Raw genomic sequence first — 18,375 nt, forward strand, 5'->3', positions numbered from 1 at the left:
CCCGGCGGCCGGAGCCCGGCGGCCGGAATCTGGAGTTACGTCGGGTCGAGGTCGTGGCTGCGCAGCCACGGCAGCGGGTCGATCGCCGAGCCGCCGCTGGGGCGCACCTCGAAGTGCAGGTGCGGCCCCGTGGAGTTGCCGGAGTTGCCGGAGAAGGCGATCGTCTCGCCCGCCTTCACGGGACCGCTGGAGATCTTGTGCGAGGAGAGGTGGCAGTACCACGTCTCCGTGCCGTCCTTGGCGGTCACGATCGCCATGTTGCCGTAGGCGCTGTTCCACTTCGTGGTCACAGTGCCGTCCGTCGCCGCGAAGACCTCCGTGCCGTACGACACGGGGAAGTCGATGCCGGAGTGCGCCGACATCCAGTTGACGCCGGCCTGGCCGTACTGCGCGCTCAGACCGTGCTGCTTCACCGGCAGCGCGAATTTCGGGCGGAGCCGCTCCTTGCGCGCCGCTTCCGCGGCCGCCTTCTTCTGGGCGGCGACCTTCTCGGCCTTCAGATCGATACGTTCCTGCGTGCGGCTCGCGCGGTCCGCGAAGTCACCTGCGTCCGCGGAGAGGTTCGCCAGCTGGGTGTCCAGCTTGCTGTTGGCGGTGGAGGGCTTCACCGGCGCGGAGTCCGGGGCCGAGGCCGTCGTGTCCTTGCGCTCGTCCCCGCCGAAGCTGCCCACGGATGCGGCGGCCACACCGGCGACGCCCATCACGCAGGCCGAGGGCACAGCGACGGTGAACAGGGCGGAGCGCTTGGCGGGAGTGCGGCGGCGGGTCCGCGAGCGGCCCGCACCGGATCCGCCGTTCTTGCCGCGGGCGGCGGCGCGGGAGCCGGGGGCCGGGCCTTCCGGGGTCACTTCGGGCTCCGTGGCGGTGTACGGGGCGTCGGCGGCGATCTCGTACTGCTCGGTGAGTTCGTACGGCTGCGGATCCTCGGACTCCGCGGGCTCGTACGGGTGGGGCGCGTCGTGCGGTTCGTGCGGTTCGTGTGACGAGTCGTGCGCCCCACTGTCCGCGTGCGCCCCGTTCGCCTCGTGCGCTCCGTTCGCCTCGTGTCCCTCGTGCGCCCCGGGTGTTTCGTCGGGGGAGTTCCACGCCGTGGCGTCGAATGCGCCGGTGTCGAACGTGGCCGTCTCGAAGGCTTGCGCTTCCCACTGGCCGGTCGACGGGCCCTGGTTCCAGGCGGTCGCGTCCCACTGGCCCGAGTTGTCCGGGCCTGCCTGGGCGGGGATGTCGGCGAGCTGCTGGTAACCGCCGGTCGGCCAGGCGGAGGTGGTGTCGAAGCTGCCGGTGTCGTACGCGGCGGCGTGCTGCTGCCCGGCGTACGTGTCATAGGCGGCCGGCTGCTGCTGGGCGTCCGGGGCGGTCGCCCACTGACCCGTCTCGTACTCGGCACCGGGCATGTCACCGAAGAGCGGATCGGCGGCGAAGGTACCGGTGTCGAAACTGCCGGTGCTGAGGCTGCCGGTGTCGAAACTGCCGGTGGAGTAGGCGTCGTAGCCGTAACCGCCGGGCTGGACGCTTGGCGGTTCGTACGTCGCGTAGTGCGCGTAGTCGGCGCCAGGTGCCGAGGGCTGGGAAGTCGAGCTCCCCGACGGGTGACGGTCGTTCACCAACTTCTCTTTCGCCTCGGCAGCAGGGGCAGAGCAGTGCGGCGACTGTACCCGGCGGTATACGGGCGCGACAATCTTCGGCAGGTTTCACCCTCTCAGGAAACGGGCATTCGGCCGTCTTTCGGGGGACGGCGGGCACAGCCTTGGCTCTGCGTTCGAGTTGCGTTCGAGGTTCGGGAGTGCGAATCGGGTCCGTGGCCGATGCCCGGGCGTGGTCAGGCGACCGTGAGCCCGCCCGATTTTTCCCTCGCGTCGGCTCCTGGATTCGTCAGGTCGAGCGCCTGGCGTATGCCGTTCGCGACCGCCGGGTGCACCGGCAATGCGAGATGGCCGATTCCGGTTACCTGGATGTTCTGCGCCAGCAGGTCGGGGTGGTCGACGCACGCCGTTTCCAGCGGATCCATGATCTGGTCCAGATCACTCCAGAAGCACACGAACTGGGTGCGGCAGTCCGGTGCCGGTTCCTTCAGCTCCTCGATCACGGCGGAACCGGGGCGCATCTGCCGCACGATGGGGTGCGCGTCCGCGAGCGGCGCGACCCGCGTGCCCGCGTGCGGGGTGCCGAGCGTGACCAGCGTGCGTACGCGGATGTCCCCGCCGAGGCGCTGCGCGTAATAGCGGGCGATCAGGCCGCCGAGGCTGTGCCCGACGATGTCCACCCGGCGGTGGCCCGTGCGCTCGCAGAGTTCCTCGACGTGGCGGCCGAGCAGTTCGGCGGCGGTACGGATGTCACAGGTCAGCGGGGAGTAGTTGAGGGACTCCACGCGGCGTCCGCCGTCCTGGGCCAGGGCACGGCGGAGCAGGACGAAGACGGAGCGGTTGTCTATGAAGCCGTGCAGGAGAAGAACCGGAGGCCTGCCGTCCGGCGGGAGGCGTGGGGCGTCGGGGGGCGGCTGGACGGGGGCCGCCCGGCGCTCCTGGGTGATGCCGGAGGGGTAGAGGACGAGGTGGCCCGCGAGGATTGCCGCTTCCAGGGCGGTCGCCTTCAGGAGGGCCAGGGAGATGCGGCCCGCCGCTTTGGAGCGCGGGGCGGCCAGGGGAGGCGGCGGGGGCGGTGCCGGAAGGCCGGGCGGTTTCGCCGGCCGCCCGGTCGGTTTGGGCAGCGCGAAGCTGCGAAGGCGAAAGGGGCGGGCCCCTGTGAGCGGCATGGTCGACCTCCCGACGGCGCACGGGAGGGCGTCTTCGTCCCCCATGTGCCCTAGGGGGAGTCGTGGGCGATGAGTCGGCTCTGCAAGGGCGTGACTGCCGCCCGGTGGTGCGGCGGCTCGGTGCCCCCCGTGACGTCGCCGGTGCACCGGACCACCACGCCGTGCGGCTGACGGCATGGTGGTGCGGCGTTCTCGTTGCGGCTCCCCTCGCGCCGGGTCCGGATGCGGAGCGTGAACCCCTGGTCGGAGGACGGCGCGCAGCGAACGTGTCCCAACGTGTGATTTCCCCCTCCCTCTCCACCGCGAAACTGCCGCTTGCGGGATGCTGTGGATAACGTTCGTTCACTTCCCCGGCCGGTGTGGTGCGGGGTATCTGTGCTTGGACAGATGGTTGTCGGTACGGATATCGGTACATGGAGGCAGTGATGGGTGTGGCAGCCGGGCCGATCCGCGTGGTGGTCGCCAAGCCGGGGCTCGACGGGCACGATCGCGGGGCCAAGGTGATCGCGCGGGCGTTGCGTGACGCCGGTATGGAGGTCATCTACACCGGGCTGCATCAGACGCCCGAGCAGGTGGTGGACACCGCGATCCAGGAGGACGCCGACGCGATCGGCCTCTCCATCCTGTCCGGGGCGCACAACACGCTGTTCGCACGGGTGCTGGAGCTTCTGAAGGAGCGGGACGCGCAGGACATCCTGGTCTTCGGCGGCGGCATCATCCCGGAGGCGGACATCGCGCCGCTGAAGGAGAAGGGCGTCGCGGAGATCTTCACCCCTGGGGCCACCACGACCTCGATCGTGGAGTGGGTGCGGGCCAACGTACAGCAGCCTGCCGGGGCCTGATTCCCGAGGCCTGTACGCCGAGCCGACGCCTGGCCCCGAAGCCTGTACGCCGGAGAACCGAGCCCGGAGGCCGGAGTTCGGAGCCCGGAGCCCGGAGCCCGAAGGCCCGAGGCCTGGAGCTTGGAGCCCGGAGCCCGAAGGCCCGAGGCCCGGAGCTTGGAGGCCGGAGTTCGGAGCCCGAAGGCCCGAGGCCCGGGCCTGTACGCCGGGGGCTGAACGGCGGTGGTCCCCTCACGCCCGCCCGCGCTCCGTGCGGGGCCGCGGCAGTGGCGGGAGTTCGTCGCGTATCGCCGCGCGCAGGCGCAGTGTGGTGACCAGGCGTTGAAACGCCTCCGACCAGTAGCTGCCCGCGCCCGGCGACGCGTCCTCCGGTTCGTCCGGGATCGCGGTGAGCGCCTCCAGGCGGACCGCTTCGGCGGGGTCCAGGCAGCGCTCCGCGAGGCCCATGACCCCGCTGAAGCTCCAGGGATAGCTGCCCGCGTCCCGCGCGATGTTCAACGCGTCCACGACCGCGCGCCCCAGCGGCTCGGCCCAGGGCACCGCGCACACGCCGAGCAGCTGAAACGCCTCGGACAGGCCGTGCGCGGCGATGAAACCGGCGACCCACTCCGCCCGGTCCGCCGCGGGCAGCGCGGCCAGGAGCTTGGCGCGCTCGGCGAGCGACACGGCTCCGGGGCCCGCGGCGTCCGGGGAGGCGGGCGCACCGAGCAGGGCCCTGGACCAGGTCGCGTCCCGCTGCCGCACGGCCGCGCGGCACCACGCGCCGTGCAGCTCGCCGCGCCAGTCGTCGGCGACCGGGAGCGCCACTATCTCGGCCGGCGTGCGGTTGCCGAGCCGGGTCCGCCAGGTGGCGAGCGGGGCGGCCTCCACCAGCTGACCCAGCCACCAGGAGCGCTCGCCCCGGCCGGCCGGGGGTTTGGCGACGACGCCGTCCCGCTCCATGCCCGCGTCGCACTCGTGCGGGGCCTCGACCGCGAGGGTCGGTGTGCTCGACACATGGTCCACGGCCACGCAGGAGGCCGCCCGGGCCGCCATCCTCCCGGCCAGCGCCGAGTCGGGGAGCGCGGAGAGCAGCTCCGCCGCGGTGGAGCGGACATTGCGGCTGCGGTCGGTGAGGGCCTGCTCCAGGAACGGCTCGTCCGCGGCGGACAGGCCCGTGCGGAGCGAATCGAGGAACATCAGGCGGTCCTCCGCGCGCTCCGTCTGCCAGGTCGTCGCGAGCAGCTCCCGCGCGGCTCGGGTGTCGTGGGCGCGGAGCGTGGTCAGGAGGGCGACCCGTTCGGCGAAGAGGCCCTCTTCCCACAACTGCCGGACCTTCGGTGCGTCGTCCGTGGAGGGCAGGGCCACGCCGCCTCCCGGGGTGGCCCGGAGTGCGAACTTCCAGTCAGGGTTGAGGCGGGCCAGCCACAGCGCCCTGGGGCCGGCGAAGGCGAGCGCCTGGGGACGCAGGTCCGTACGGCCGCGCGCCGCGTTCAGGAGGGCGGGCAGCAGCTCGGGCGGCGCGCCGTACCCCCGGGCGTTGGCCAGGGCCAGCCACTGGGGGAGCAGCTCCATCAGGTCCGGTGTCGCGCCCCGTCTGCCGCCGCTCCCGAGGCCCGGCTGGTCGGCGAGCAGCGTGGCGAGCCTGCGCCGGGCCGCGGGCGGCACCGGTGGCCTGGGGTCCCGCGCCGCGGGCTCGGGCGGGGTGGCGGCCGGTGCCGGGCGCAGGCCGGCCCTGCGGCGGACCGTCTGCACCGCCGCCTCGTCGAGGAGGGCGAGCGGTGCCTCCTTGCCGGGGGTGTGGAAAGGGGCCGGCAGGGCGCGGCGGTCGGTGCCGAGCAGCGCAGACGTGACCAGCTCCTCCCAGGCCGCGTGCGGGGGCGCGGAGTCGGAGCGGGGTGCCTGCGAGGCCTCGGGTGCCGGGGGCGCCCCGGGTGCCGAGGGTGCCTCGGGCGCCGTAGCTTTGGTGGACGCCGTAGGCGTGGTGGCCATCTGTTCCTCCTGGCGTTCGTTCGTCAGCACAGCGGCACCGTCTCTCCCGCGTCCCGCGGCCAGGCCGCCAAGGGAGTGAAGCCCCGGTGGCCGCACTCGCCGAACACCGTCAGCGGTGCTCCTCCGGACAGGGCGACCAGCCGCCACAGACCTGGACCGGACGCGGCGGTCGGCGCCATGGGCAGCGCGGAGTCGCCGCCCGCGTCGGCCAGTTGCCACCTGCCGTCGGCCTGGGCCGGTATGACCTCGGAGAGCGTCACCGGCCACGACTCCAGCCAGGGGTCGTCGCGCAGCGCCTCTCCGTACCGCGCGGCGGCCTCGTCCGTCCGGACGCCCGGTGGCCGCTCCGCCGTGGGCGCCGGGGCCGCGAACTGTTCGCCCAGGTCCGCCCGCAGCTGCCGCGCGCCCGGATATCCCGCCAGCTCCGCGTCGAGCGCGAGGCCCACCGGCAGGGCGAGCGCGGGGGCGCGGCCCGCCGCCCCGTAGGAGAGGAGCAGGGCGGTGCGGCCGGAGTCCGTGCCGTACAGCCAGACGCGGCGCGTGGTGAGCTTGCTGTCGGCGGTGTCGCACTGCGCGAGGACCAGCCAGCGGTCCCGCAGCTGCGGCCCCTCCGGCTGGGCGGGCAGGCCGACGCGGGAGCGGACCGTGGCGGCCAGCCCTGACGGCAACGCGTCACGGTGGAGCCAGCCCTGGTCGAGGAGGTGCAGCAGGGCGCACTCCTCCAAAAAGCGCACCGGCCAGCCGGGTCCCGAGGAGGGTATGGCCGCCAACTCCCGCACGCGCGCCGCCAGTCCGGGCGCCTGCGCGTCGACCATGCGGGCCGCTGTCTCCTCCCACAGGCCGTACCCCGCCTGCTCGGTGGAGGCCGTGCCGGAACGCAGCAGGTCGGACAGGCGCTGCTCCAGCTCCGTCGCCCCGGCGGTGATGCGCTCGGCCCGCCTCTCCGCTCTTCTCCGCGCCGCCTCAGGGTCGGCCGACGCGCCGGGCGAAGCGTCGGGTGTCGCGGTCGAACTCCGCTCGTCCTCCGCTCTCTTGCGGCGGGACGCCAGCCATTTCCCGGCCCACGCCGGAGGCTCCCCGTCCGGCACGGTGCCGTCCGCGGCCGCCCAGACCAACAGCAGTCCCAGCGCGTGCTTGCACGGGAACTTGCGGCTCGGACAACTGCATGTGTACGCAGGGCCCGCCGCGTCGCCGCTGCCCGTGACGGCCCTCATGGCCGCGATGTCGACGCATGTCCGATACGGCTTGCTGCCGCTCCCCTCGCACAGCCCCCACACCGCCCCCTCGCCCGAACTGCCCGCCTCCGACCATGGGCCGACGACGCCGAGTCTGCTTCCCGCCTTGCGTGACGAGGCGTCAGGCGCCAGCGCCAGCACCTGATCCGCCGTCCAGCGCACCCCCTGCTGAGTCATGTCTCGAAGGTAGGTCCCGCCACTGACAATCGACCCGGGCCCGGCTGTTTTCCCAGGCCAGAGCCGCGTGAGGGTCGATTGTCAGTGGCGTGGTGCACGGTGGAGACACATCCGGGCCAGACGTGTCCGGACGAGCTGGAGGGGGATCGCTCCATGACCGTTTCCGTCGACTCGACGACGTGCGCGCCCGCGAATCAGGACACGGTTCTGAGGCCGCACGCGGAGCACGCCTTCGCCGCCGAGCTGGCCGCGCTCGCCGCGCAGGACGAGCGGCCGAGGCCGCGGCGGTGGCAGCTCTCCCCGTGGGCCGTGGCGACATACCTGCTCGGCGGCACGCTGCCCGACGGCACCGTGATCACACCGAAGTACGTGGGGCCGCGCCGCATCGTCGAGGTCGCCGTGACCACACTCGCCACCGACCGCGCCCTGCTGCTGCTCGGCGTGCCCGGCACCGCCAAGACCTGGGTGTCCGAGCATCTCGCGGCCGCGGTCAGCGGCGACTCGACGCTGCTCGTGCAGGGCACGGCGGGCACCCCGGAAGAGGCCATCCGGTACGGGTGGAACTACGCCCAGCTCCTCGCGCACGGCCCGAGCCGCGACGCGCTCGTGCCCAGCCCCGTCATGCGGGCGATGGCCGAGGGGATGACGGCACGCGTCGAGGAGCTGACCCGCATCCCCGCCGACGTACAGGACACGCTCATCACGATCCTGTCGGAGAAGACCCTGCCCATCCCTGAGCTGGGCCAAGAGGTGCAAGCCGTAGGGGGCTTCAACCTCATCGCCACCGCCAACGACCGCGACCGCGGGGTCAACGACCTGTCGAGTGCCCTGCGCCGCCGGTTCAACACCGTCGTCCTGCCCCTGCCGGAGAGCGCCGACGCCGAGGTCGACATCGTCTCGCGCCGTGTCGACCAGATCGGCCGCTCGCTCGACCTGCCCGCGGGCCCCGAGGGCATCGACGAGATACGCCGTGTCGTCACCGTCTTCCGCGAGTTGCGTGCCGGCGTCACGGTCGACGGCCGTACGAAGGTGAAGTCGCCCAGCGGCACCTTGTCGACGGCCGAGGCGATCTCCGTCGTCACCAACGGCCTCGCCCTGGCGGCCCACTTCGGGGACGGCGTCCTGCGCCCCGGTGACGTCGCGGCCGGCATCCTCGGTGCCGTGGTGCGCGACCCGGCGGCGGACCGCGTGATCTGGCAGGAGTACCTGGAGACGGTCGTGCGGGAGCGGGACGGCTGGAAGGACTTCTACCGCGCGTGCCGTGAGGTGAGCGCATGACGGGGGTTGGAGTGAAGACGCGGGGTGCGACGGGGGCGGGCGGGACGCTGCTGCTCGGGGTGCGGCACCACGGGCCGGGGTCGGCCCGCGCGGTGCAGGCCGCGCTCGACGAGGCACGGCCCGACGTCGTCCTCGTCGAGGGGCCGCCGGAGGCCGACCCCTTGGTGCCGCTGGCCGCCGATGAGGGGATGCGGCCGCCAGTCGCGCTGCTCGCGCACGTGGCGGACGAGCCGGGCCGCTCGGCGTTCTGGCCGCTCGCCGAGTTCTCCCCGGAGTGGGTCGCCATCCGGTGGGCCGTGGAGCGGGAGGTGCCGGTCCGCTTCATCGACCTCCCGGCGGCGCATTCGCTGGCGCGGGCGAAGGGGGCGCCCGACGAGCCCGACAAGCCTGACGAGCACGACGAGCTCAACGAAGGGGGCGCAAGGGAGGACGCCGTACGGATCGACCCCATCGCCGTGCTCGCCGAGACCGCCGGGTACGACGACCCCGAGCGCTGGTGGGAGGACGTCGTCGAGCACCGGGGGGCGGGCGGCGACGCGTTCGCGCCGTTCGAGGCGGTGAGCGACGCGATGGAGGCGCTGCGCGAGGTCTACGGAGACGGTGGGCACAGCCGCGACCTGGTCCGCGAGGCCCACATGCGGCTCCAGCTGCGGGCCGTCCAGAAGGAGTTCGGCCCTGACCGCGTGGCGGTGGTGTGCGGCGCGTGGCACGTGCCCGCGTTGCGGCGCGACGTCACCGTGGCCGCCGACCGGGCGCTGCTGAAGGGGCTCCCCAAGGTGAAGGCCGAGATGACGTGGGTCCCCTGGACCCACCGCCGGCTCTCCCGCGCCAGTGGGTACGGCGCGGGGATCGCCTCCCCCGGCTGGTACGGCCACCTGTTCGCCGCCGTCGACCGGCCCGTCGAGCGGTGGATGACGAAGGTCGCGGGGCTGCTGCGCGACGAGGACCGGCTCGTCTCGTCCGCGCACGTCATCGAGGCGGTCCGGCTCGCCGACACGCTGGCCGCGATGCGGGGGCGGCCGCTGGCCGGACTCAGCGAGACGACCGACGCCGTGCGGGCGGTGATGTGCGAAGGCTCGGACGTACCGCTCGCCCTCGTCCACGACAAGCTCGTCGTCGGGGACGTGCTGGGAGAGGTCCCCGAGTCGGCGCCCGCCGTGCCGCTCCAGCGCGACCTCACGCGCGCGCAGCGCAAGCTGCGGCTCAAACCTGAGGCGCTGGAGCGGGAGGTCGAGCTGGACCTCCGCAAGGAGACGGACGCGGCGCGCAGCACCCTCCTGCACCGCCTGCGGCTCCTCGGTGTCGACTGGGGCCGGCCGGCGCGCTCCCGGGGGAGCACGGGGACGTTCCGGGAGACCTGGCGGCTGCGGTGGGAGCCGGAGCTGTCCGTACGGGTCGCGGAGGCCGGGGTGTGGGGCACCACCGTCATCGGAGCGGCCACGGGCAAGGCGTCGGCCGACGCGGCCGGGGCGGCGGGTCTCGCCGATGTCACCGCGCTCGCCGAGCGGTGTCTGCTGGCGGAGCTGCCGGACGCGCTGCCCGTGGTGATGCGGGTCCTCGCCGACCGGGCGGCGCTGGACGCGGACGTCGGGCATCTCGCGCAGGCCCTGCCCGCCCTCGTGCGTTCGCTCCGCTACGGGGACGTGCGGGGGACGGACACCGGAGCTCTCGGCGAGGTCGCTCTCGGGCTCGCGGAGCGGGTCTTCGTGGGGCTGCCGGGTGCCTGCGTAGGGCTCGATGCGGACGCGGCGCTGGAGATGCGGGGGCATGTGGACGCCGTCCACCGGGCGGTGGGGCTGCTCGGGGAGTTCCGCGCGGGCCCTGCGGAGGAGTCCCCGGCCGCCCCCGGCGGGGACGGCGCGCGCGGGATACGGGCGCGGTGGTTCTCCGTCCTGCGCGTGCTCGCGCGGCGGGAGGCGGTCGCCGGGGTCGTGCGGGGGCGGTGCGTGCGGTTGCTGCTGGACGGCGGGGAATTGGCGGACGAAGAGGTCGCCCGACTCATGGGGCTCGCCTTGTCCCGGGGGAGCGAACCGGCCGAAGGCGCCGCCTGGATCGAGGGCTTCGTCGGGGGCGGGTCCGGAGGCGGATCCGGGGGCGGGATGCTCCTCGTGCACGACGCGCGGCTGCTCGGCCTGATCGACGACTGGCTGAGCGGTGTGTCGGACGAGGCCTTCATCGACGTACTGCCGTTGCTGCGGCGCACGTTCTCGGCGTACGAGCCGGGGGTGCGTCGGACGTTGGGGGAACTGGTGCGGCGTGGGACGCCGGGGGCCGGGCCCGCGCTCGGCGGGGGCGGCGTGCCCGGCTTCGCCGACGAGATCGACGCCGCGCGCGCGAACGCCGTCGTGCCGACCGTGCGGCTGCTGCTCGGCATGGCGGAAGCGGACGCGGATACGGACGCGGGAAACGGCGGCCTGGTGGGGGTGGCGGGATGACCGGCAGGAAGGTTGAGCGGGCTGTGACGGACGAGCGGCCCATGACGGATGAGCGGCTGCGGCGGTGGCGTCTCGTGCTCGGTGGGAAGAGCGCCGACGGGACGGGGTGCGCGCTCGACGGGCAGGACGCGGCGATGGACGGCGCGCTCGCCGCGCTGTACGGAGCGGGGGGTGAGAAGGAGGGCCGGGGGCGGGACCGTTCGGCTGGGCTCGGCGGGTCCGCGCCGTCCGTCGCGCGCTGGCTCGGCGACATCCGTACGTACTTCCCCGCGTCCGTCGTCCAGGTCATGCAGCGCGACGCCATCGACCGGCTCGGGCTCTCCACGCTGCTCCTGGAGCCCGAGATGCTGGAGGCCGTCGAGGCGGACGTGCACCTCGTCGGCACGCTGCTGTCCCTCGGCAAAGCCATGCCGGAGACGACCAAGGAGACCGCGCGGGCCGTCGTACGCAAGGTCGTCGAGGACCTGGAGAAGCGGCTCGCGACGCGGACCCGTTCCACGCTCACCGGCGCGCTCGACCGCAGCGCGCGGGTCAGCAGGCCCCGCCATCACGACATCGACTGGAACCGCACCATCGCGGCCAACCTCAGGAACTACCTGCCGGAGTACCGGACGGTCGTTCCCGAACGGCTCATCGGGTACGGGCGGGCGTCGCAGTCCGTGAAGAAGGAAGTCATCCTCTGCATCGACCAGTCGGGCTCGATGGCGGCCTCCGTCGTCTACGCCTCGGTGTTCGGCGCGGTCCTCGGCTCCATGCGCTCGCTGAAGACACGGCTGGTCGTCTTCGACACCAGCGTCGTCGACCTCACCGAGCAGCTCGACGACCCGGTGGACGTCCTGTTCGGCACACAGCTGGGCGGCGGGACGGACATCAACCGCGCCCTGGCGTACTGCCAGTCGCAGATCACCCGGCCCGCCGACACGGTCGTCGTCCTCATCAGCGACCTCTACGAAGGAGGCATACGCGACGGGATGCTGAAGCGCGTCACGGCGATGAAGGCCTCCGGTGTGCAGTTCGTGACGCTGCTCGCGCTCTCCGACGAAGGGACACCCGCGTACGACCGCGAGCACGCGGCGGCGCTCGCCGCGCTGGACGCGCCGGCCTTCGCGTGTACGCCGGACCTCTTCCCGGAGGTGATGGCCGCGGCGATCGAGAGGCGCCCGCTTCCCATACCGGACAGCGGGGCAGGGAACCGGACATGACTGCCCATCGGTGGCAGGGGGCTTGCGCGACGGTGGGCGGCGCGTGCGAGGATCGACGCGCCTCACCCGCGGAGCGATGCGTTCCGCCGCGCCGTGAGCCGGACCCTCCCCTCAGCAGAGGACTTTCCCCGCCTTGACTCCCGCTTCCGCAGCCGCTCCGTCCGGAGCCGCCGTGCGCTTCGCGCGCACGGTGACCGGACGACGACGTGGGCTGCGTGTGGCACTGGTGCTGGGTGGGTTGCTCGTCCTGCTCGTCCTCGGGTTCCTCTTCGGGGAGCGCGCGCAGGCGGCGGAGGGCGTTCCGTCGCGTCCCTTGGAGCGGGTCCAGTCGGCACGGGCCGCCGAGCCCGTCCCGGTCGCTCAGCGGGCCGAATCCCGGCCTGGAGCCGCAGCCGACCCCGTCGCCACCCCGGTGCCCCAGGCCGCCGCCCCGCGGCACATCGCCGAACCGGTGGTGGGACCGGGCGCAGGCGCCGTGCCGGTCGGGAAGCCCGAGGTGCCGCGAGCCGAACTCCCGGTCGACAAGGCCGTGGACGACGCCGTGGACGTCGCCGTGGATGACGTCACTGACGCCCTGCGCCGTACGCCGCCTCCGGCGCGGTGGATCCCGGAGCCGGGGCTGCCGGGCTCCGGCGACGGGGAGGGGCCCGGCCGCGACGCCGACCCCGCACCCGCCCCCGGAGCCATGCCCACGCCTATGCCTACGCCCACGCCCGTGCCCGGCACCGCTGCCGAGGGCGGGGCACGGGGCGAGGACGGTTCCGTTTCCGGGCGCGAGCACCTGGCCGAGCGGTCGGCCGGGCCGCGGGCGGAGTCGCCGCATGCCGCCGGGGGCGGGCTCCCGGGCCACCGCGTCGGCGCACACAGCGGCGCCGGCAAGGCCGTGGCCGAGAACGGCGCGGGCCAGGCGCCCTTGCCCGCGCCCGCCGCTCCCGGAGGCAGCCTCGGCAACGCCACGGCCGTGGACGGCAACGCGTCGCGCCACGGCGATCCGCACGCCGCCGCGCTCGACAGCCGCGCGCCGGTCCGGCTTCTCGCGGGGCCCGGGTGCCCCGCGGACTCCGCGCCGCTCCGCGACCGGCACCGCGACGTCCCCGAATTCCCTGGCTAGGGCAGCCCTTTCCCCGCGATGACCTGCCGCGCGGGGGCGGGACAGGTCTGCCCGCCGGTCGCTGGACTCCTGCGAAGGAATCCCGCCGACCGGATCCACAGCCAGAGCAAGAATTCGAAGGATCACGCAAGCATGAACAAGAACATCCGCCGTTCCATCGTCATAGCCGCCGGTGTCACCGGTGCCTGGGCGCTCGGTTCCGCCGTCGCCAGCGCCGACGAGCTGCCCCAGCACTCCGTCGCGCTCCCGGACCAGGCGTCCGACGCGGTCTCCGACGTCACGGACAAGGTCTCCGAGGCCAAGGTGCCCGGCGTCCAGGGCGAGGTCTCCAAGGCCACCGGCGGCTCCACCGCGGCCCCGGCCCAGAAGACCCTGGCTCAGGCCCAGAAGACCGTGACCCAGCCCCAGAAGACCGTGACCCAGGCCCAGAAGACCGCGCCGCAGGCCCAGAAGACCGCGCCGCAGGCCAAGAAGGTCGCGGCCCAGGTCCAGCTGCCGAACCACCTCCAGGACCAGGCCGAGCTCCCGCAGGCCGACGTGGCGGCCGAGGTCGACTACCTGTTCGGTCCCCTCGCCGCCTTCGCCCCGGACCTCACCCAGGCTTCCGCCGAGGCCGTCACTCAGGCTCACGCCCACGCCCACGCCCACGCTCACGCCCACGGCGCCCTCGCCTACGGCGACACCACGGTCGTCTACGGCCACGACACCGTCGCCTACGCGCAGGGCACCGCCGCTCACGTCCCGGCCTACGCCGCGGACACCGTCGCCCACGCCCAGGGCGCCGCAGCCGCCGCCGCGACCGCCGCCTCGCCGATCGTCGACGAGATCGCGGCCGCCGTGCTGCCGCCCATCGCCGCGACCGCCGTCGAGGGGCTCCTGCCCGTCGCCGGTCAGGCCGTCGGGGACGTGTCGTACCTGGCGCAGGGTGTGGTCGGGGATGTGCGGGATGTGCAGCCGTTCGCGGGCGGGGTCGTCGGGCAGGTGCCGCCGTTCGCGCAGGCGGTCGTGGACGAGGACGTGCGGCCGTTCGCGGGCGGCGTCGTCGGCTCGGTCACGCCGCTCGTGCGGACCGTCGTGGACCAGGTGAACCCCGTCGTGCGGGGCGTCGGCGGCAGCGCGGACGACCTGGCGCAGGGCGTCACGGGCGACGTGCGGCCCTTCGCCGGCGGCGTCGCCTCGCAGGTCCAGCCCTTCGCGCAGGACCTGACCGGCACCGTCGCCCCCGACGCCCGGGCGCTCGCGGACAATGCCCTCACCGGCGTCCAGGGCGTGGGCGCCGACGTCACGCCGGACTATCTGCCGACGTACGACTCGATCGCGTCGTACACCCCGCACGCCCCGCGCACACCGAACACTCCGCAGGCCCCCCACGCCCCGTACACCGCCTGATCGCGGGAGCAACTGAAGCAAACGTGCGGCCCCTGACGCGGCTCCTGACGCGGCTCCTGACGCGGCAGGGGCCGCACGTTTGCCGTGGCGACCGTCGCCACTGTGGCGACCGTCGCGGCCGGCGCGCCCAAGGGGGGCGGCTCTGTGACCGTCATCACCGCCCAAATGTGACCTGCGATTTAGGGACCCACGGCCCACGGCGATAACCTGCGAGACGGACATGCCGCGTATCGGACTCCGTCCTACGCCTCCCTTGTGACAGCGCAGTCACGTTGCCCTTCGCGGCACGCCCACGCAGACAGCTGACACCAAAGCAGCGAGATCGCAGCGAGATCACGGATTAGGGACGGACGCGCGTGGACCTGTTCGAGTACCAGGCGAGGGACCTCTTCGCCAAGCACGGTGTACCGGTGCTGGCCGGTGAAGTCATCGACACGCCTGAGGCGGCGCGCGAGGCCACCGAGCGGCTTGGCGGCAAGTCGGTCGTCAAGGCGCAGGTGAAGGTCGGTGGCCGCGGCAAGGCCGGCGGCGTGAAGCTGGCGGCGAACCCGGACGAGGCCGTCGCTCGCGCGACGGACATCCTCGGCATGGACATCAAGGGCCACACGGTCCACAAGGTGATGATCGCCGAGCTGTCTCCGGAGATCGAGGCGGAGTACTACGTCTCGTACCTCCTCGACCGCACCAACCGCACCTTCCTGGCCATGGCCTCGGTGCAGGGCGGCATGGACATCGAGGAGGTCGCGGAGAAGACCCCCGAGGCCCTCGCGAAGGTCCCGGTCAACGCCGTCGAGGGCGTGACCATCGAGAAGGCCCGCGAGATCGTGGCCCAGGCGAAGTTCCCGGCCGAGGTGGCCGAGGGCGTCGCCGAGGCGATGGTGACCCTGTGGGAGACCTTCGTCGCCGAGGACGCGCTCCTCGTCGAGGTCAACCCGCTGGTGAAGACCAAGGACGGCCGCATCCTGGCCCTGGACGGCAAGGTGTCCCTGGACGCCAACGCCGACTTCCGCCAGCCCGAGCACGAGGCTCTTGAGGACAAGGACGCAGCCAACCCGCTCGAGGCTGCTGCCAAGGCCAAGGGCCTCAACTACGTGAAGCTCGACGGCGAGGTCGGCATCATCGGCAACGGCGCGGGTCTCGTCATGAGCACCCTCGACGTCGTCGCGTACGCCGGTGAGGCGCACGGCGGCGTGAAGCCCGCCAACTTCCTCGACATCGGTGGCGGCGCCTCCGCCGAGGTCATGGCGAACGGCCTGGAGATCATCCTCGGCGACTCGGACGTCAAGTCCGTCTTCGTCAACGTCTTCGGTGGCATCACCGCGTGCGACGAGGTCGCCAACGGCATCGTGCAGGCCCTGGAGCTGCTCGCCTCCAAGGGCGAGAAGGTCGAGAAGCCGCTGGTCGTGCGCCTCGACGGCAACAACGCGGAGCTGGGTCGCAAGATCCTGAGCGACGCCAACCACCCGCTGGTGCAGCGCGTGGACACCATGGACGGCGCGGCCGACAAGGCCGCCGAGCTCGCGGCTGCGAAGTAAGGGAAGAGGTTAAGACACCACCATGGCTATCTTCCTCAACAAGGACAGCAAGGTCATCGTCCAGGGCATGACCGGTGCCACGGGCATGAAGCACACCAAGCTCATGCTGGGTGACGGCACCAACATCGTCGGCGGCGTGAACCCGCGCAAGGCCGGCACGTCCGTCGACTTCGACGGCACCGAGGTACCGGTCTTCGGCACGGTCAAGGAGGCCATGGAGAAGACGGGCGCCAACGTCTCCGTCCTCTTCGTGCCGCCGGCCTTCTCCAAGGCCGCCGTCGTCGAGGCGATCGACGCCGAGATCCCCCTCGCCGTCGTCATCACCGAAGGCATCGCCGTCCACGACTCCGCCGCCTTCTGGGCGTACGCGAAGTCGAAGGGCAACAAGACCCGCATCATCGGCCCGAACTGCCCCGGTCTCATCACCCCGGGCCAGTCGAACGCCGGCATCATCCCGGGCGACATCACGAAGCCGGGCCGCATCGGCCTGGTCTCGAAGTCCGGCACGCTGACGTACCAGATGATGTACGAGCTCCGTGACATCGGCTTCTCGTCGGCCGTCGGCATCGGTGGCGACCCGGTCATCGGTACGACGCACATCGACGCCCTGGAGGCGTTCGAGGCCGACCCCGACACCGACCTGATCGTCATGATCGGCGAGATCGGCGGCGACGCCGAGGAGCGTGCGGCGGACTACATCAAGGCCCACGTGACCAAGCCGGTCGTCGGCTACGTCGCGGGCTTCACGGCGCCCGAGGGCAAGACCATGGGCCACGCCGGCGCCATTGTCTCCGGCTCCTCCGGCACCGCGCAGGCCAAGAAGGAGGCCCTTGAGGCCGCGGGCGTCAAGGTCGGCAAGACGCCGACCGAGACGGCGAAGCTGGCGCGAGCCATCCTGGCGGGCTGACCCCCGGCCGCTGTGTCGCGGGCCCGCATCTCTGTCGAGGTGCGGGCCCGCTTCTTGTTTTTCACGTGCGGGTCGGTGGGGGCCGGTCGCGCAGTTCCCCGCGCCCCTTCAGAGGCCGTTGCAGGGGCGCTACTGCGGCCGCGGGGTCAGACGGTGCGGTCCCGTCGTCAGTTCCGCGCGAAGCTTTTCGCGCAGTTCCGTGTCCTCGTACGTGAGGGGGCCCGGGCCCATCCGGGCCGGTACGCCGCTGACGGCCCTGCCCGGTGACTGCGGCGGCTCGTAGTGGGTCGGGGCCGTGCGCAGGGTCAGGGCCGTCGCCCCGACGATCAAGGTCGTGAGCGCGATGGCCGCGCGGGTCCAGAGGCGGGCGCGGCGCTCACCGGTGACCCGCACGCGTTCCGGGTTCGGTACCCCCAGCTTCTCCGCGGCACCCAGTTCGCCGAGGCGCCGGTGCAGGGTCGCGGGATCGGCCAGGTCGGGCAGCCGCTCGGCGATCGCCTCGCGCGCGTACAGCAGACGGTTGGCGGTGGCGGGCGTGCTCGCCTCGGTCTCGGCCGCCGTGTCGGGCAGGTCGAGGCCGATGCCGTCGTAGAGCAGCAGGGCGCGGCGCTGGGCGGGCGACAGGCTCAGGAGTACGCCGAAGAGGACACGGTCGGCCAGTTCGGCGGGCGGGGCGTCCGGGAAGTGCAGGCCCGGCCGGAAGCGGTGCCAGGACGAGATCGCGTACTCGTGCGCGGCGGCGCGGACCCAGCCGGCGGGGTCGCGGTCCACGGCCACCTCGGGCCAGCGCTGCCAGGCCTGCTGGAAGGCGCGTTCGACGGCTTCCTGGGCGAGGGTGCGGCGCCCGGTGAGCAGATAGGTCTGGCGGACCAGGGCGGGGGCGGTGTCCTGGCAGAGGGCGTCGAAGGCGTGGGCCGGGGTGTGGTCCGCCCGGCGCGCGGGGGCGGGCAGGCGGTGGGGGTGGCCGGTCACCGCGGCCGGGGCGGCGGCCACCGCGGTCGGCGTATGGGGCTTGGCCGCGCGCTTCGCCGGGGGCTCGGGCCGCGTCGTGGACCTGGCGCTCTCGGCCGGCTGCGTCCGTGGCGTGCGCCGGGCGGGAGAGGCGGGTGTGGCCTTGGGCGACGAGGGCAGTGCCGTCTTGGACGGTGCGGTCTTGGGGGGTGCGGTATCGGAGGGTGAGGTCTTAGGAGGTGAGGCCTTGGAGGGGGAGACCTTTTCGCTCTGTTCCTCGGCGGCCGCGTTCAGGAATCTCGCGTACGCCTCATGGATGCGGCCCCGGGGGTTCGTGCGGCCCCTTTCCCAGGAGCGGACCGTTTCGCGCGAGACGCCCAGCTTCGCGGCGAGGGCGGCCTGGCTCAGCGACTTCGCCTCGCGCAGCCTGCGGCGTTCCTTGGGGGACGGCAGAGACGTGGCAGGGCTCTGGGGCATGTCGGACTCTCCGCACCGTGGGCCGACGTGCGGCGGACTGCCGGGCGCAGCCGAGCCGCCGAACGAAAAAGTACATAAATATATATTGGGCGACACATCCGGTATTCGCCTGT

At 73.1% G+C, this 18,375-nt stretch carries 13 protein-coding genes; 8 read left to right on the plus strand and 5 right to left on the minus strand.

Annotated elements, in window-relative coordinates:
- Window positions 1-35: 35 nt before the first annotated feature.
- Window positions 36-1,604 carry a peptidoglycan DD-metalloendopeptidase family protein gene (locus ACOBQB_RS32610; protein WP_423596842.1) on the minus strand — a complete coding sequence of 523 codons (1,569 nt, stop codon included), beginning with the start codon at window positions 1,602-1,604 and terminating at the stop codon, window positions 36-38.
- Between the two features lie 215 nt (window positions 1,605-1,819).
- On the minus strand, window positions 1,820-2,752 hold the full coding sequence (locus tag ACOBQB_RS32615; RefSeq protein WP_423596844.1) for an esterase/lipase family protein: 933 nt from the start codon (window positions 2,750-2,752) through the stop codon (window positions 1,820-1,822).
- Window positions 2,753-3,177: 425 nt separating this feature from the next.
- On the opposite strand from ACOBQB_RS32615, the gene ACOBQB_RS32620 reads away from it, so the two are divergent.
- Window positions 3,178-3,594, plus strand: a complete 417-nt coding sequence (locus ACOBQB_RS32620) for a cobalamin B12-binding domain-containing protein (RefSeq protein WP_205036198.1) — start codon at window positions 3,178-3,180, stop codon at window positions 3,592-3,594.
- A gap of 231 nt (window positions 3,595-3,825) precedes the next feature.
- Here ACOBQB_RS32620 and ACOBQB_RS32625 read toward each other — a convergent pair whose 3' ends face one another.
- Complete coding sequence (locus ACOBQB_RS32625) at window positions 3,826-5,565, minus strand: DUF5691 domain-containing protein (protein ID WP_423596847.1); 1,740 nt, start codon at window positions 5,563-5,565, stop codon at window positions 3,826-3,828.
- 23 nt (window positions 5,566-5,588) lie between these two features.
- Window positions 5,589-6,977 carry an SWIM zinc finger family protein gene (locus tag ACOBQB_RS32630; protein WP_423596849.1) on the minus strand — a complete coding sequence of 463 codons (1,389 nt, stop codon included), beginning with the start codon at window positions 6,975-6,977 and terminating at the stop codon, window positions 5,589-5,591.
- Between the two features lie 153 nt (window positions 6,978-7,130).
- On the opposite strand from ACOBQB_RS32630, the gene ACOBQB_RS32635 reads away from it, so the two are divergent.
- The 7 genes from ACOBQB_RS32635 (at window position 7,131) to sucD (ending at window position 16,834) form a co-directional block, all read left to right on the plus strand.
- Window positions 7,131-8,255 (plus strand): ATP-binding protein, encoded by a 1,125-nt coding sequence (locus ACOBQB_RS32635; RefSeq protein WP_423596851.1) that lies wholly within the window; start codon window positions 7,131-7,133, stop codon window positions 8,253-8,255.
- Window positions 8,252-10,690 carry a DUF5682 family protein gene (locus tag ACOBQB_RS32640; protein ID WP_423596853.1) on the plus strand — a complete coding sequence of 813 codons (2,439 nt, stop codon included), beginning with the start codon at window positions 8,252-8,254 and terminating at the stop codon, window positions 10,688-10,690. The genes ACOBQB_RS32635 and ACOBQB_RS32640 overlap by 4 nt, the downstream gene beginning before the upstream one ends.
- Window positions 10,687-11,892 carry a VWA domain-containing protein gene (locus tag ACOBQB_RS32645; RefSeq protein ID WP_423596855.1) on the plus strand — a complete coding sequence of 402 codons (1,206 nt, stop codon included), beginning with the start codon at window positions 10,687-10,689 and terminating at the stop codon, window positions 11,890-11,892. Before ACOBQB_RS32640 ends, ACOBQB_RS32645 begins: the two co-directional genes overlap by 4 nt.
- Before the next feature lie 217 nt (window positions 11,893-12,109).
- Window positions 12,110-13,003 (plus strand): hypothetical protein, encoded by an 894-nt coding sequence (locus tag ACOBQB_RS32650; protein ID WP_423596857.1) that lies wholly within the window; start codon window positions 12,110-12,112, stop codon window positions 13,001-13,003.
- Window positions 13,004-13,135: 132 nt separating this feature from the next.
- Window positions 13,136-14,392, plus strand: coding sequence for a hypothetical protein (locus ACOBQB_RS32655; protein WP_423596859.1), 1,257 nt, complete (start codon window positions 13,136-13,138; stop codon window positions 14,390-14,392).
- A 356-nt stretch (window positions 14,393-14,748) separates the two neighbouring features.
- The gene (gene sucC, locus ACOBQB_RS32660) at window positions 14,749-15,927 is read left to right on the plus strand and encodes an ADP-forming succinate--CoA ligase subunit beta (RefSeq protein ID WP_423596861.1); all 1,179 of its coding nucleotides are present in this window, start codon (window positions 14,749-14,751) and stop codon (window positions 15,925-15,927) included.
- 22 nt (window positions 15,928-15,949) lie between these two features.
- Window positions 15,950-16,834, plus strand: coding sequence for a succinate--CoA ligase subunit alpha (sucD, locus tag ACOBQB_RS32665; RefSeq protein WP_205036191.1), 885 nt, complete (start codon window positions 15,950-15,952; stop codon window positions 16,832-16,834).
- A 129-nt stretch (window positions 16,835-16,963) separates the two neighbouring features.
- Here the strand turns inward: sucD and ACOBQB_RS32670 are convergent, their stop codons facing one another.
- Entirely contained in the window at window positions 16,964-18,262 is a 1,299-nt protein-coding gene (locus ACOBQB_RS32670) for a helix-turn-helix domain-containing protein (protein ID WP_423596863.1), read from the minus strand.
- Window positions 18,263-18,375 lie beyond the last annotated feature (113 nt).

Origin of the sequence: Streptomyces sp. G5(2025), from assembly GCF_049542075.1 — a bacterium.
In the GTDB taxonomy this organism is placed as follows: domain Bacteria; phylum Actinomycetota; class Actinomycetes; order Streptomycetales; family Streptomycetaceae; genus Streptomyces.